The organism is Pseudooceanicola nitratireducens (assembly GCF_900109195.1).
GTDB lineage: Bacteria > Pseudomonadota > Alphaproteobacteria > Rhodobacterales > Rhodobacteraceae > Pseudooceanicola > Pseudooceanicola nitratireducens.
The window spans coordinates 771,054-785,631 of the sequence record NZ_FNZG01000003.1 but is presented as its reverse complement, the minus strand read 5'-3'; the positions used below and the strand labels follow the sequence as shown (position 1 = coordinate 785,631).

At 63.6% G+C, this 14,578-nt stretch carries 16 protein-coding genes; 9 read left to right on the top strand and 7 right to left on the bottom strand.

The window, feature by feature from the left end; all coding sequences use genetic code 11:
- The first annotated feature begins 13 nt into the window (after nucleotides 1-13).
- The 8 genes from crcB to BMX99_RS14385 all read left to right on the top strand — a co-directional run bounded on the left by crcB (nucleotide 14) and on the right by BMX99_RS14385 (nucleotide 7,608).
- A complete protein-coding gene (gene crcB, locus BMX99_RS14420) occupies nucleotides 14-388 on the top strand; it encodes a fluoride efflux transporter CrcB (RefSeq protein ID WP_093453119.1) in 375 nt (124 codons plus the stop codon).
- Nucleotides 385-1,428: an RluA family pseudouridine synthase gene (locus BMX99_RS14415; RefSeq protein ID WP_093453117.1), complete on the top strand. Its 1,044-nt coding sequence runs from the start codon at nucleotides 385-387 to the stop codon at nucleotides 1,426-1,428. Before crcB ends, BMX99_RS14415 begins: the two co-directional genes overlap by 4 nt.
- A complete protein-coding gene (locus tag BMX99_RS14410) occupies nucleotides 1,428-2,096 on the top strand; it encodes an HAD-IA family hydrolase (RefSeq protein WP_093453115.1) in 669 nt (222 codons plus the stop codon). The genes BMX99_RS14415 and BMX99_RS14410 overlap by 1 nt, the downstream gene beginning before the upstream one ends.
- Entirely contained in the window at nucleotides 2,093-2,797 is a 705-nt protein-coding gene (locus tag BMX99_RS14405; protein WP_093453113.1) for an ATP12 family chaperone protein, read from the top strand. The genes BMX99_RS14410 and BMX99_RS14405 overlap by 4 nt, the downstream gene beginning before the upstream one ends.
- A gap of 268 nt (nucleotides 2,798-3,065) precedes the next feature.
- Nucleotides 3,066-4,085 (top strand): amino acid ABC transporter substrate-binding protein, encoded by a 1,020-nt coding sequence (locus tag BMX99_RS14400; protein ID WP_093453111.1) that lies wholly within the window; start codon nucleotides 3,066-3,068, stop codon nucleotides 4,083-4,085.
- Between the two features lie 133 nt (nucleotides 4,086-4,218).
- Nucleotides 4,219-5,475 carry an amino acid ABC transporter permease gene (locus tag BMX99_RS14395; protein WP_093453109.1) on the top strand — a complete coding sequence of 419 codons (1,257 nt, stop codon included), beginning with the start codon at nucleotides 4,219-4,221 and terminating at the stop codon, nucleotides 5,473-5,475.
- A 1-nt stretch (nucleotide 5,476) separates the two neighbouring features.
- Nucleotides 5,477-6,790 (top strand): amino acid ABC transporter permease, encoded by a 1,314-nt coding sequence (locus tag BMX99_RS14390; protein ID WP_093453107.1) that lies wholly within the window; start codon nucleotides 5,477-5,479, stop codon nucleotides 6,788-6,790.
- Nucleotides 6,791-6,858: 68 nt separating this feature from the next.
- On the top strand, nucleotides 6,859-7,608 hold the full coding sequence (locus BMX99_RS14385) for an amino acid ABC transporter ATP-binding protein (protein WP_170848823.1): 750 nt from the start codon (nucleotides 6,859-6,861) through the stop codon (nucleotides 7,606-7,608).
- 68 nt (nucleotides 7,609-7,676) lie between these two features.
- Here the strand turns inward: BMX99_RS14385 and BMX99_RS14380 are convergent, their stop codons facing one another.
- From BMX99_RS14380 to argB, 4 genes are all read right to left on the bottom strand, one after another.
- Nucleotides 7,677-8,006, bottom strand: a complete 330-nt coding sequence (locus BMX99_RS14380; protein ID WP_093453103.1) for a DMT family transporter — start codon at nucleotides 8,004-8,006, stop codon at nucleotides 7,677-7,679.
- Between the two features lie 177 nt (nucleotides 8,007-8,183).
- Nucleotides 8,184-8,696: a SixA phosphatase family protein gene (locus BMX99_RS14375; protein ID WP_093453101.1), complete on the bottom strand. Its 513-nt coding sequence runs from the start codon at nucleotides 8,694-8,696 to the stop codon at nucleotides 8,184-8,186.
- Nucleotides 8,697-8,828: 132 nt separating this feature from the next.
- Nucleotides 8,829-9,488 carry a ferredoxin gene (locus BMX99_RS14370; RefSeq protein ID WP_093453099.1) on the bottom strand — a complete coding sequence of 220 codons (660 nt, stop codon included), beginning with the start codon at nucleotides 9,486-9,488 and terminating at the stop codon, nucleotides 8,829-8,831.
- 1 nt (nucleotide 9,489) lies between these two features.
- Nucleotides 9,490-10,356 carry an acetylglutamate kinase gene (argB, locus tag BMX99_RS14365; RefSeq protein WP_093453097.1) on the bottom strand — a complete coding sequence of 289 codons (867 nt, stop codon included), beginning with the start codon at nucleotides 10,354-10,356 and terminating at the stop codon, nucleotides 9,490-9,492.
- A gap of 173 nt (nucleotides 10,357-10,529) precedes the next feature.
- Between argB and BMX99_RS14360 the strand changes: the two genes are divergently transcribed.
- Nucleotides 10,530-11,114, top strand: a complete 585-nt coding sequence (locus BMX99_RS14360; protein ID WP_093453095.1) for an outer membrane protein — start codon at nucleotides 10,530-10,532, stop codon at nucleotides 11,112-11,114.
- A gap of 6 nt (nucleotides 11,115-11,120) precedes the next feature.
- Here the strand turns inward: BMX99_RS14360 and yihA are convergent, their stop codons facing one another.
- From yihA to yidC, 3 genes are read right to left on the bottom strand one after another with little or no spacing between them, the layout of a single operon-like run.
- Nucleotides 11,121-11,771 carry a ribosome biogenesis GTP-binding protein YihA/YsxC gene (gene yihA, locus BMX99_RS14355; RefSeq protein ID WP_093453371.1) on the bottom strand — a complete coding sequence of 217 codons (651 nt, stop codon included), beginning with the start codon at nucleotides 11,769-11,771 and terminating at the stop codon, nucleotides 11,121-11,123.
- Nucleotides 11,771-12,511, bottom strand: coding sequence for an MOSC domain-containing protein (locus BMX99_RS14350; protein ID WP_093453093.1), 741 nt, complete (start codon nucleotides 12,509-12,511; stop codon nucleotides 11,771-11,773). The genes yihA and BMX99_RS14350 overlap by 1 nt, the downstream gene beginning before the upstream one ends.
- The gene (gene yidC, locus BMX99_RS14345) at nucleotides 12,508-14,328 is read right to left on the bottom strand and encodes a membrane protein insertase YidC (protein WP_093453091.1); all 1,821 of its coding nucleotides are present in this window, start codon (nucleotides 14,326-14,328) and stop codon (nucleotides 12,508-12,510) included. The genes BMX99_RS14350 and yidC overlap by 4 nt, the downstream gene beginning before the upstream one ends.
- Nucleotides 14,329-14,578: the final 250 nt, after the last annotated feature.

Genomic DNA, 14,578 nt, shown 5'->3' with positions numbered 1-14,578 from the left:
CCATGACCCGCGCATGATCCAGACCCTTCTGCACGTGGCGCTTGGTGGCGCGATCGGCGCATCGGCCCGATATCTGACTGGCGTGGCCGCCCTGCGCCTGATGGGCCCCGGTTTTCCCTGGGGGACCCTGGCCGTCAACGTGATCGGATCCTTCCTGATGGGGGCGATTGTGATCCTCCTGGCCGAGCTTTCGGCCAACCGGATCGCGCCGCTTCTGATGACGGGGCTTCTGGGCGGGTTCACCACCTTCTCGGCCTTTTCGCTGGATGCGGTGACCCTGTGGGAACGCGGTGAGACGATGCAGGCGGCAGCCTATGTCGCGGCATCGGTCGTGCTGTCGCTGGCCGCGCTGATGGCCGGACTTTTTGTAGCGAGGACGCTGACATGAGCGGAGTGCAACACCTGACCGTCGGGCCCGAGGACACCGACCAGCGGCTGGACCGCTGGCTGCGCGCGATCTTCCCGCAGCTGACCCAGGGGCGGATCGAAAAGATGTGCCGCAAGGGCGATCTGCGGGTCGATAAGGGGCGCGTCAAACCCGCGACCCGTCTCGTCGCGGGGCAGGTGGTGCGTGTGCCGCCGATCCCTGACACCAACGCGCCGGCCCCGGCCCCCAAACCGCTGGTGTCGGACGCGGATGCGCAGATGATCCAGTCCTGCGTGCTGTGGAAGGACGACCACGTCATCGCGCTGAACAAGCCCCCGGGGTTGCCGACGCAGGGCGGATCGAAACAGACCCGCCATGTGGACGGCCTGGCCGAGGCGCTGAAGTTCGGATACGACGAAAAGCCCCGGCTGGTGCATCGTCTGGACAAGGATACATCCGGCGTTCTGATGCTGGCGCGGACCCGCGCCGCCGCCCAGGGGCTGACCGCCGCGCTGCGCCACAAGCAGACGCGCAAGATCTACTGGGCGCTGGTCGCCGGCGTGCCGACCCCCTACCTGGGCGAAATCCGCTATGGTCTGGTCAAGGCCCCCGGTCACGGCAAGGGCGGCGAGGGCGAGAAGATGCGCGCCATCCACCCCGGAGAGGTCGCCCGCACCGAAGGCGCCAAGCGTGCGCATACGCTTTACGCGACGCTGTATCGCGTGGCGGGCCGGGCGTCGTGGGTGGCGCTTGAGCCGCTGACCGGCCGGACCCATCAGCTGCGCGCGCATATGGCCGAGATCGGGCATCCGATCATCGGCGATGGCAAGTACGGCGGGTCCAGCCAGGACAACATGGGCGACGGCTGGGGCGCGCAGCTGGGCGGGGTGATTTCCCGCAAGCTGCACCTGCACGCGCGGTCGATGACCTTTGAACACCCCGTCACCGGCAAGCCGGTCACCGTGACCGCGCCGCTGCCCGAGCATATGGCGCACAGCTGGGATACGCTTGGCTGGGACGAAAGCATCGCCGCCGACGACCCCTTCGAGGAGCTGCATTGATGCGGCTGGTCATTTTCGATGTCGACGGCACGCTGGTGGACAGCCAGGGGGATATCGTCGCCTCGATGACGGCGGCCTTTGACGGGGTCGGGCTGGCGGTGCCGGATCGCGACGCGATCCTGGGGATCGTGGGCCTGTCGCTGGATCACGCCATGCTGCGGCTGTCGCCGGAAACGCCCGAAGGCCTGCGCGCCGAGATGGTCGAAGGCTACAAGCGCGCCTATCAGGCGCTGCGGATCAAGTCGGGCGCGGCGTCGAGCCCGCTATATCCCGGCATCCGTGAAGTGGTCGAGGCGCTGAGCGCCGAGGACGAGACCCTGCTGGCCATCGCCACAGGCAAGTCGCGGCGCGGGCTGGTCGCGCTGTTGGACAACCACGGCTGGTCGCGGGTGTTTCAAAGCACCCAGGTTGCGGATGACCACCCGTCCAAGCCGCACCCATCCATGGTGCTGACGGCGCTGGCGGAAACCGGCGTGTCGCCGGAGCGTGCCGTGATGATCGGCGACACCACATATGACATGGAGATGGCGGGCGCGGCCGGCGTCGGGTTCATCGGCGTGGACTGGGGCTATCACCCGGCCAGCCTGTTGACCGGCGCGCGGGAAATCGTGTCGCAGGCGCAGGATCTGCCCGCTGCCATCACCCGCGTGACAGGAGAGCAGGGATGAGCGATTGGGCCCCGAAACGGTTCTGGAAAGAGGTCACGGTGACGGCAGGAGAGGGGGGCCATTCGGTCGCGCTGGATGGTCGTCCGGTGCGCACCCCGGTAAAACGCCCGCTGGTGCTGCCGACGGAAGCAATGGCCCATATGGTCGCCGCTGAATGGGACGCGCAGGTGGAGAAGGTCGATCCTTCGACCATGCCGGTGACGCGCGGGGCCAATGCAGCGATCGACAAGGTGGCTCTTCAGCACGCCGAAGTGGCCGAGATGCTGGCCGCCTATGGCGACAGCGACCTGCTGTGCTATCGCGCCGAGGCCCCGCAGGAACTGGTCAGCCGTCAGGCGGAGGGCTGGGATCCTCTGCTGGACTGGGCGGCGGCTGAATTCGGCGGCCGGTTGCAGGCGCAGACCGGGGTGATGCACCAGCCACAGGACGCGGCGGTTCTGGCCCCGATGACCCAGGCCGTCCACCAGATGTCGCCTTTCCAGCTGGCCGCTTTCCACGATCTGGTATCGCTTTCCGGGTCTCTTGTCCTGGGCTTCGCGGCGGCGCGGAATGCGCGGGATATCGACACGCTTTGGGCGCTGTCACGGATCGACGAAGACTGGCAGGCCGAGCAGTGGGGCGAGGACGAGGAAGCCGCCGAAGCGGCGGGAATCAAACGCCAATCGTTTCTGGATGCGAAACGATTCTTTGACGCCTCGTAAGGCCCTTTATCCCAAGGGATAGGGTGACCGAGTAATATTTTGACCATTTGGTTCCCGGGCACGCAAGATCGTGCCCGAAGCTGTCGCGATGACTAAAGGTCAACGTGCGATTGTTTGATTTTCTTGATGTTTCGCTTGACCGTCTGGAATAAATCCCGCCACACTTCCCGCATGCTGAGGGGAGGACACCCAACAGTATCACTCTGGATCCCGAAAACGGGGTCCGCCGAACCGCTCGAAACTGGGCGGAAAACAGGAAGAGGTAAAAATGAAAAAATCCGTATTTTTCGGTGCTATGACCGTTGCAGGTCTGGCCGCTGGTGCAGCTGCTGCTGGCACGCTTGACGACGTCAAGGCGCGCGGCAAGCTGAACTGCGGTGTGACCACCGGTCTGACCGGCTTCGCAGCCCCCGACGCCAATGGCGAATGGGCCGGCTTCGATGTTTCGGTTTGCCGCGCCGTTGCGGCCGCCGTTCTGGGCGACGCATCTGCCGTTGAATTCGTTCCCACCACCGGCAAGACGCGCTTTACCGCGCTGGCCTCGGGCGAGATCGACATGCTGGCCCGTAACACCACCTGGACCTTCTCGCGCGATGTGGACTTGAAGTTCACCTTCGTCGGCGTGAACTACTACGACGGTCAGGGCTTCATGGTTCCCAAAGAGCTGGGCGTGTCCTCGGCCAAGGAACTGGACGGCGCGACCGTCTGCATCCAGACCGGCACCACGACCGAGCTGAACCTCGCGGACTTCTTCCGCGCCAACAACATCAGCTACGAGCCGGTTCCGATCGAAACCAACGCCGAAGCGCAGCAGCAGTACCTGGCGGGTGCCTGTGACGTCTACACCACCGACGCCTCTGGCCTGGCCGCGACCCGTGCGACCTTTGAAGATCCGACCGCACACGTCGTTCTGCCCGAAATCGTGTCCAAAGAGCCGCTGGGCCCGCTGGTCCGTCATGGCGATGACGAGTGGGGCGATGTCGTCCGCTGGTCGCTGAACGCGATGATCGCCGCAGAAGAGCTGGGCGTGTCCTCGGCCAACGTCGCCGACATGAGCGCATCCGCCGGCAATAACCCGGAAATCAACCGCCTGCTGGGTACCGAAGGTAACCTGGGCGAGATGCTGGGCCTGTCCGCTGACTGGGCGAAGAACATCATCGCTTCCGTCGGCAACTACGGCGAAGTCTTTGAAGCGAACATCGGTGAATCGACTCCGATCGGCCTGGCGCGTGGTCTGAACGCCCAGTGGACCGATGGTGGCCTGCTCTACACGCCGCCGTTCCGCTAAACAGATCGGGAAGGGCGCGGCCAGACCGCGCCCTTCTTGCATTCGTCGACCGGGGGAATATCCGGCGACACAATCACCGGCCGATTGCGCATAGACGCTTCAGAAGACAAGGCCGGGTAACGGGGAAAATTGAATGGCTACTCTTAGCGATCCGCCGGCGGAGTCCTTCAAGCTATCCATGTTGATCTACGATACCCGGTATCGTGCGGTCACCTTCCAGATCATGGCGTTGATCGCCTTTCTGACCCTGATCGGATGGCTTATTTCGAATACCGCCCAGAACCTTGCCGACCTTGGGAAAGAACCTTCGTTCGGGTTCCTTTTCGAACCGGCCGGGTATGACATCAACCAAAGACTTGTCGAATACAACAACCAGGACAGCCACCTGCGGGCCGCCTTCGTCGGCCTTCTGAACACGCTTCTCGTGGCGTTCCTGGGCTGTGTGACGGCGACCGTGATCGGTGTGATCGTCGGGGTTCTGCGCCTGTCGGGCAACTGGCTGGTCGCGCGGGTCATGACCGTCTACGTCGAGATGTTCCGCAACGTGCCGGTCCTGATGTGGATCGTGCTGGCCATGGCCATCCTGATCGAAAGCCTGCCTGCGCCACGGGATTTCCGCGGCGACAATGCCACGGCGTCGATGTCGGTCTTCGACAGTGTCGCGGTCACCAACCGGGGCGTCTATATCCCCGAGCCGCTGTTTTCGCGGTCGCTGGGTGATCTGCCGGTGGGCGGGGCGTTCAACATCTCGCTCGACCTGGTGGCCTTCCTGGTCGTCCTGGCGGGCGGCCTGTTCCTTTCGGGCCGGATCCGCGCCCGCGCGGATGCTCAGCAAGAGGCCACGGGCGTCAGGCCCACCACCTGGTACCTGCGCCTTGGCGCGGTTCTGGTGCCGGTGATCGCCGTGCTGATCGCCCTGGGCTTCCACCTGGGCTATCCCGAGCTGAAGGGCTTCAACTTCCAGGGCGGGACGTACATGCGGAACTCGCTCATTGCGTTGTGGTTGGCGCTGTCGCTTTACACCGCCGCCTTCATCGCCGAAATCGTGCGCGCCGGTATCCTGGCCATCTCGAAGGGTCAGACCGAAGCGGCAGGGGCCCTGGGCCTGCGTCCGGGCCGGATCATGAGCCTTGTGATCCTGCCCCAGGCGCTGCGGGTCATCATTCCGCCGCTGATCTCGAACTACCTGAACCTGACCAAGAACTCGTCCCTGGCGATCGCGGTCGGATACATGGACCTGACGGGCACGCTGATGGGCATCACCCTGAACCAGACCGGGCGAGAGCTTGAGACGGTTCTGCTGGGCATGCTGATCTACCTGGGCATCTCTCTCGCCATTTCGGCGCTGATGAACTGGTACAACTCGCGCGTCAAACTGGTGGAGCGGTGATATGAGCAACACGCATTCCGATACCGTCGCCTTTGTACGCGACACCATGCTGCCCCAGCAGGAACCGCCGTCGTCTTCGGTCGGTGCCGTGGGGTGGATGCGGACGAACCTGTTCTCGGGCTGGTTCAACACCGTTCTGACCATCGTCTCGCTGGGCTTCATCGCCTTCATCCTCTACGAGATCCTGCCCTGGCTGATCTCTCCGACCTGGGACGGCACCTCGCTGACCAATTGCCGGGAAATCCTGGCCGGTCTGGGGGACGAAAGCGGGGCCTGCTGGGGGGTGATCCGCGAACGCTGGCAGCAGCTGATGTTCGGCTTCTACCCGTCCGACCTGTACTGGCGGCCGGTCCTGGCCTTCTTGCTTCTGCTTGTCGCGATCGCGCCGCTTCTGTTTGCGGACTACGTGTCGCCCAAGCTGATCTGGTTCTCGATGCTCTATCCCTTCCTGGCGGCCTGGCTGCTGTGGGGCGGGGCGATCTGGGCCCCGATCTTCGCGATCCTCGGCTTTGTCGTGGGCTTCGTGGTCTTCCGCTACGGGTCCAAGGTGATCCTGCCGGCGCTGGCCCTTGCGGCGGGCGTGGTTGCGGCCATCCTGTGGTGGACCGCCATCGGTCCGGCGATCGAGGCGCCGCTGAGCGCGGCGATCCCGATCGGCATCGAATCCGTGCAGTCGCGCGAATTTGGCGGCTTCATGCTGTCGATCACCATCGGGGTGACGGCGATCATGTGTTCGCTTCCCATCGGTATCGTGCTGGCGCTTGGCCGTCAGTCCGACCTGCTGCTGGTCAAGGCGATCTGCGTCGGCTTCATCGAATTCATCCGGGGCGTTCCGCTGATCACGCTGCTGTTCGTGGCGTCGGTCCTGCTGAACATCTTCCTGCCGCCGGGCACGAATTTCGACATCATCCTGCGCGTCATGATCATGGTGACCCTGTTTGCCGCGGCCTACATGGCCGAGGTGATCCGTGGTGGCCTGGCCGCGTTGCCGAAGGGCCAGTACGAGGGGGCCGACAGCCTTGGCCTTGACTACTGGCAGGCGCAGCGTCTGATCATCATGCCGCAGGCGCTGAAGATCTCGATCCCGGGCATCGTTTCCACCTTCATCGGCGTCTTCAAGGACACGACGCTGGTGTCGATCATCTCGATGTTCGACCCGATTGGCCTGTCGAACGCCATCCGTGCCGACACGGCCTGGAATGGCGTCTACTGGGAGCTCTTCATCTTCATCGGCGCTGTCTTCTTCGTCTTCTGTTTCTCCATGTCCCGCTACTCGATGTACCTGGAGCGCAAGCTTCAGACCGGCCATCGCTGACGGGAAAGGCAAGGAAAAAACCAATGACCAATGTACCCACCATGGACCGCGAAATTGACCGTTCGCAGATGCAAGTGTCCGACGAGGTCGCGATCGAAATCTCGAACATGAACAAGTGGTACGGCACGTTCCACGTTCTGCGCGACATCAACCTGACCGTGAACCGGGGCGAACGCATCGTCATCGCCGGCCCTTCGGGGTCGGGGAAGTCCACGATGATCCGCTGCATCAACCGGCTGGAGGAACACCAGCAGGGCAAGATCATCGTCGACGGGACCGAGCTGACCAACGACCTGAAGAACATCGACAAGATCCGGTCCGAAGTCGGCATGTGCTTTCAGCACTTCAACCTGTTTCCGCATCTGACGATCCTCGAGAACTGCACGCTGGCCCCGATCTGGGTCCGCAAGGTTCCCAAGAAAGAGGCGGAAGAAACCGCGATGCATTTCCTGGAAAAGGTGAAGATCCCCGACCAGGCGATGAAGTATCCCGGCCAGCTTTCGGGCGGTCAGCAGCAGCGTGTGGCCATCGCCCGGTCGCTGTGCATGAAGCCGCGCATCATGCTGTTCGACGAACCGACCTCGGCGCTGGACCCCGAGATGATCAAGGAGGTTCTGGATACGATGATCGAACTGGCCGAAGAGGGCATGACCATGCTCTGCGTGACGCACGAGATGGGCTTTGCCCGTCAGGTGGCGAACCGCGTGATCTTCATGGACCAGGGCCAGATCGTGGAGCAGAACGAACCGGAAGAGTTCTTCAACAACCCCAAGAGCGACCGGACCAAGCTGTTCCTCAGCCAGATCCTGGGGCACTGATCCCGGCCACATCCTATCGAAAGGGGCGGTCCTGCGGGGCCGCCCTTTTTCGTTTCCGGGCCGCGAGGTCAGTGGACCGAGGTTTTGGACACCAGGTTCAGGATCACCACGCCGGCGATGATCAGGCCCATGCCGATCATGCCCCACAGGTCGATCTTCTGCCCGAACAGCCACCAGCCGGCCAGCGCGACCAGAACCACGCCCGAGCCTGCCCAGATCGCGTAGACCGTGCCGACGGGGAAGTAACGCAGGCAGATCGACAGCAGGTAGAAGGACAGGGCATAGCCCAGTACCACCACGATCGAAGGCCCGATGCGGGTGAACCCTTCAGAAGCCTTGAGAGAGGTCGTTGCAACAACTTCGCCCATGATGGCGAGGGCAAGGAAGATATAGGGCATGGCAGGCTCCGACATATGTGACCCGGGGCTATCAGGCGCACCGGGGGCTGTCACGTTCACGCTTTGGTGACGTCTGGGTTCAGGTCATGAAGGGGACAACGGGGCGGGGCAATTGCGCGCCCTGCAAGTCCGGGATTTCACGCCGGGTCTGATGGGGGCAGGGTTTTGCCATGGGGGTCATTCGGCGGCGGCGTCCTGACCGATCAGTTCACGCGGGGTGATGAAATTCACCACCTTCGAGGTGCCGAAATGTCCGGCCTTCCAGTCCATCATCGGGATGTCGACCACCAGGGTCGCTGCGGTCGGGAAATCGGCAAAACGGGCGTGGGGCGGCGGCGCGGTGACGAGCCGCTGTGCAAAGTCGCCGATGCCGGGGTTGTGGCCGATGATCATGACGCAGGCCCCTTCGGCCTGCTGCATGACGTCCAGGATCCGGTCCGAGGAGGCAAGGTAGAGATCGGGCCGCAAACGCAGCTCTCCCTCGATCTGCAGGCGTTCGTGGGTTTCCTGCGTGCGGCGGGCATCGGAACACAGGATCAGGTCGGGGGTGATGCCGGTTTCGCGCAGCCAGGTGCCGATCGCCTTGGCGGATCGCCGGCCACGCTTGTTCAGCGGGCGGTCGTGATCCGTCTGCCTGGGGTCATCCCAGCTTGATTTCGCGTGCCGAAGCAGGATCAGACGTTTGACCATGTGGGGGAACCGTTACGAGAGGGAATGGAACAGGGGATCGGGCTGAAAGGAATCGGGCTCAGATGAATTGGACCTATGGAAACTGGGCCTATGGGAACGGGGGGTGATGGAACGGGCTTAGAGAAACTGGGCTCAGAGAAACTGGGCCATGTGATAGGCGGAATGTTCCCTGACCCTGCCATGCAATTTGCCCCTGGGGCAAGCACGGCGTGCCAGGCAGCCGCCGGTCAGGCAGTCCTGCCCGGAATCTTGGCGCAGGAAGGACTTGCAGGCGGTCGTGTCGTATCCGTCCGGGCCCAGGGCGTCGACGGGGCAGGTGGTCAGGCAGGGCTGACCTGCGCAGCTGTCGCAGGGGCGCGGCACGGGGGCGGGGACCTGCGTGGCCCAGGGCAGGGCGAGCGCACTGCGAAAGGACAGGAACAGCCCGGCCGTGGGGTGCACCAGCATGCCCACGGGCGAGCCATGCACCCGCCCCGAGGCCAGAGCCCAGCCGATAAAGGGCTGAAACGGCGGCCCGCCAAAGGGGAAAAGCGCGGTGGCGTCCAGGTCCTTTGCCCAGTCGGTGATGACCCGGCGCGACCAGCGGTCCATCGGGTCGGGCTGCGCGTCGTTGAATTCGGGGCTTTGGGAATAGGCCGGCCAGAAGGCCGGTTCATCCGGCGACAGCAGCAATAGCGTCCGGGTGCCGGGCGGAAGGTCGTCCCGGCTTTCGCAGGCCGTTTCATCCAGGCCGGCGGTGATCGTCAGATGGCGGAGCCGCGCCTGGGCCTCCAGCTCCGCCAGGGGGGGCATCTCAGTCGCCCCTGATCAGCGAACCCGCACCGTGTTCGGTGAACAGCTCCAGCAGGGTCGCATTGGGCGCACGGCCGTCCAGGATGACCACGGCGCGCACGCCCCGGTCGATGGCGTCCAGCGCCGTCTGGGTCTTGGGGATCATGCCGCCCGCGATGGTGCCGTCCTTGGTCATCTCGCGGATCTGGCCTGCCTTCAGCTCGGTCACGACCTCACCTTCGGCGTTCTTCACGCCGGCCACATCGGTCAGCAGCAGCAGCCGGTCGGCCTTGAGCGCGCCTGCGATGGCCCCGGCGGCGGTGTCGCCGTTGATGTTGTAGGTCTCGCCATCCCGGCCCATCCCGAGGGGGGCAATCACGGGGATGATGTCGGCCTTGAACATGGCGTGCAGGATGGTGGTGTCCATCTCGACCGGGGTGCCCACAAGGCCCAGTTCGGGATTGTCGGCTTCGCAGATCATCAGGTTGGCGTCCTTGCCCGACAGGCCGACGCCCTTGCCGCCCATGTCGTTGATCGCCTGGACGATGCGCTTGTTCACCCGGCCCGAGAGGACCATTTCCACCACCTCGACGGTGGCGGCATCGGTGACGCGCTTGCCGTTGACGAATTCGGACTTGATCTGAAGACGTTCCAGCATCTCGTTGATCATGGGGCCGCCGCCGTGGACGATCACCGGGTTCACGCCGACCTGGCGCATCAGGACGATATCGCGGGCGAAGATTTCCATCGCTTCGTCGTCGCCCATGGCGTGGCCACCGAATTTCACGACAACAATCGCGCCTTCGTAGCGTTGCAGATAGGGCAGGGCTTCGGAAAGCGTGCGGGCGGTGGCGATCCAGTCGCGGTTCATGGCGGTCTGTTTTCTCATATCAAGGCCCCTTTGCTGGGTCAGCCTTGTTGATACGGCCACAATCCGCCGCTGCCAAGGGCTGCATCGGCGCATTTGTGCCGCGCCGTTTGCATCAGATGGACCCATACCCCAAATGCCGCGTTGTCCTGATGAGCGCGCGCAAGCGCCAAAGGAAATAACGGAGTAGAATAATGAAACACATCAAGACCATCGTCATCGGTTCCGCCATCGCAGTTACGGCAGGCGCAGGTGCGGTCTCTGCAGGCAACCCCGTCGCGGCTCCGGCCGATCCCGTCATCACGCAACCCGCCCCGCCGGTCCTGACGACCGACGACTGGACGGGCGCTTATGTCGGGTCCGCGCTTGGCTATGGCGATTATTCCATCGGCGGTACCTCGGGGAATGGTGCCAGCCTTGGGGGATACGCCGGTTACGACTATGACTTCGGCAACTATGTCGCGGGTGCGGAACTTCAGTACCTGGGCAATGACATCAACATCGGTGGCACGGCCCTGAACCAGGTGACCCGCGTCAAGGCGCGCCTGGGCTATGACGCCGGTTCGACCCTGGTCTATGGTGTCGGCGGCTATACCAACGCCAAAAGCAGCGCCGGCAACGGCGACGGCTATGTGGCGGGTGTCGGCATGGAATACCGTTTCAACAACGGTGTCAGCCTGGGTGCCGAGTACCTGTACAACGAATACGACAACTTTGCCGGGTCTGGGAACGACCTGACCGGCAACACGATCGAGGCACGCCTCGGTTTCCGGTTCTGATAGGACCTAGTCGATTCCCGCGATGATCGATCGCAGGGTCGCGATCCCGTCGCCCTTTTCCGAGCTGGTGAGAACCAGTTCGGGATAGGCGGCGGGATGTTTCGCCAGCGCCTCACGCGTGATGCGCAGGCTTTTCTCCAGATCGGATTTCCGCACCTTGTCGATTTTCGTCAGCACCGTCTGAAAGGTCACGGCGGCGCTGTCGAGAAGCGACATGATGTCCTCGTCCACCTTTTTCACCCCGTGGCGCGCGTCGATCAGTACGAAGGCGCGGCGCAGGGTCTGGCGGCCGCTGAGGTACTGCTTCAGCAGGCGCTGCCATTTCTCGACCACAGGCAGGGGCGCATTGGCGTAGCCATAGCCGGGAAGATCTACCAGGAAGCCTTTTTCCCCAAGCGTGAAATAGTTGATTTCCTGCGTCCGGCCCGGCGTGTTCGAGGCCCGCGCCAGGTTCTTGGTCCCGGTCAGCGCGTTGATCAGGCTGGATTTGCCCACGTTGGACCGCCCGGCAAAGCAGACCTCCATCCGGTCGGCGGGGGGCAGGCCGTCCATGGCAACGACGCCTTTGACGAACTGGGTTTCGCCCGCGAACAGCTTGCGGCCCAGTTCTCGGGCGGCGTCATCGGGTTCTTCTACAGCGGGGAAGGGCAGGGGCATCATAGCAGGGTCACCTCGTCCCCGGTGCGCAGGCGGCCGCCCTTGGTCACGATCAGCGCAACCGAGAAGTCCTGGTGTCCGAGGTCTTTCAGAATATCGAGCGTGGGCACATCGCGCTGCCCGGTGTCGGTGTTGACGGTGGTGGCCATGCAGCGGTCGATGCGACGTTCGACGCGGGCCTCGGCCTCACCCAGTTTCAGCGTCTTGCCGACCCAGTCGAATTCTTCCCAGGGCGCGGGGCCGTCCAGGAAGATGTTGCAGCGCCAGCGGTGGATCTGGAAGGGATGCGCGGCCCTGGCGGCGACGTGGTCGTGGCTGGCCAGGCTGGCCATGGAAATACTCGGGGCGCTGGTGTCGGTCAGCCCGCGGTCGGCGGGGGCCGGCACCAGATGCGTCGGCGCGGCGCGGCCTTCGGCCACCAGCGGCGCAACCCAGTTGACCAGCGCGGGGCCATCCGTGGCGGGATCGATGGTCAGATCGGGGCGGTCAGGGTGGCTGAGGTGCAGCAGATCGCCGTCCGATCGCAGGGTGACGGCCATCAGCTGGGGCGAGGAGGCACCCCGGATGAAGTTCACACAGCGATTCCAAGCCCCGTCCTCAAGCTTCGCGGCCTCATGGGCCACGGCAAAACGACGGTCGCCGGGCAGTGTCTGCCCGGCGATCAAGTCAACCTCTGTCACCTCTTCGCGGCCTATGGCCTTGATCGGGTGGCGGAAGAGATGCGCAACACGCGCCGTCATTTTCCTTCGGCCTTTTTCTTGCGGCTGAAGCTTTTGCGGATATTGCCGAAAACGTCCGGCTTGAACCCGTGGCTGCGCATGATCGCATACTGCTGGATGAACGTGATGGTGTTGTTCGTGATCCAGTAAAGCACCAGGCCAGAGGCGAAGTTGCCCAGCATGAACATGAACACCCAGGGCATCCAGGCAAAGATCATCTGCTGCGTCGGGTCCGTGGGCGCCGGGTTCAGCTTCTGCTGCAGCCACATCGAGATACCCAGCAGGATCGGCAGCACGCCAAGCGACAGGATCGCGATGAAGCTTTCCGGATCGGGCGCGGCAAAGGGCAGCAGACCGAACAGGTTCAGGATCGACGAGGGATCGGGCGCGCTGAGGTCGCGGATCCAGCCGACCCAGGGGGCGTGGCGCAGCTCCAGCGTGACGAAGATCACCTTGTAGAGCGAGAAGAAGATCGGGATCTGCAGAAGGATCGGCAGACAGCCCGAGGCGGGGTTCACCTTTTCCTTCTTGTACAGCTCCATCATGCCTTTCTGCATCGCCTGGCGGTCGTCGCCGGCCTTTTCCTTCAGCTTCTCCATCTCGGGCTGAAGCTCACGCATCTTCGCCATCGAGGCGTAGGATTTGTAGGCCAGCGGGAAAAGGATCGCCTTGAGAAGGATGGTCAGCGCGATGATGGACCAGCCCATGTTGCCGATGTGGCTGTTCAGCCAGTGCAGCACGGCAAAGATCGGCTTGGTCAGGAAGAAGAACCAGCCCCAGTCGATCGCGTCGAGGAAGCGGGTCACGCCTTCGTCGTTCTGGTAGGTGCGGATGGTTTCCCATTCCTTTGCACCGGCGAACAAGCGGCTGTCGCTGCTGGCGGTGGCCCCGGCGGGGACTTCAAGCGCGGGCAGAACGGCATCGGTCTGGAAGATCGCGCGGCCGGGGAAGTATTTCGCGGTCGAGCGGAAGCCGGCCTGCGGAATGATCGTCGACATCCAGTAGTGGTCGGTGAAGCCGATCCAGCCGCTTTCCGCCACTTCGATCCGTTCGGCGGGCACGCCTTCGCGGTCGTCGGTGTCGAAATCCTCGATCTTGTCGTATTTGGCTTCTTCCAGCTCACCATCGGACATGCGGACAAGGCCTTCGTGCAGAACGAAGAACTTTTTCAGGTCCGAGGGGATGCCATGGCGGCGCAGCAGCGCATAGGGGCGCAGGCTGACCGTACCCTGGGTGGTGTTCTCGACCCCCTGGGAGACCGAGAACATGTAATCCTGATCGACCGAGATGGTGCGCGTGAAGACAAGGCCGGCCCCGTTGTCCCAGGTCAGAACGACCGGGGTTTCGGGGGTCAGCTGGCCGTCACCCTGAACAGTCCAGAGCGCGTCTTCACCGGGAACGGCGGCGGCATCGACACCCGAAACGGGGATCCAGCCATACAGCGCATAGAACGGATCGCGTTCGGTTTCGGGGCGCAGGACGGTGACCTGGGTCGCATCGGCGTCGAGGTCGGTCAGGTAGTCCTTCAGCTTGAGGTCATCCAGACGGCCGCCGCGCAGGTTGATCGAGCCGGAGAGGCGCGGGGTGTCGATCTGCAGGCGGGGGGCCGGTTCATCGGCCTGGACCGTGGGGGCCGCCGCGGAAGGCGCGGTGGTCGTTGTCGCCTGCTGCGCCGTGGGCGTCATCGGCGCGGCCTCTTCCGCCTGGGTGCTTTCCGAGGCCGTCACGGCGTTCGGATCCTGGGTCGCTTCGGGCGGCGGGAATAGCAGGAACCAGACGACGATCACCACGAAGCTGAGCACCGTTGCGAGGATTAGGTTCTTATTCTGGTCGTCCATTGCGCCCGTTCCGTTCGAATTTGAAAGGTAGGTGGGTTCAACAGAGGAAGGCATCAAAGGTCAAGGCGGAATCGGGAAAACGTGATCATTGGCCTGTTTATCGTTGGGAGAGTCGTCCCAGGGGCGGTATCGAGTCCTGCCGTTCGCGGCTTTGCTGTTTTTGGTCGTGTTGTTTCAGGTCGTGTTGTTTTCTGCCGTGTTGTTTCTTGCTGTGCTGTTTCCGATCTCGCTTGCTCCGGGCTTGGCCCTG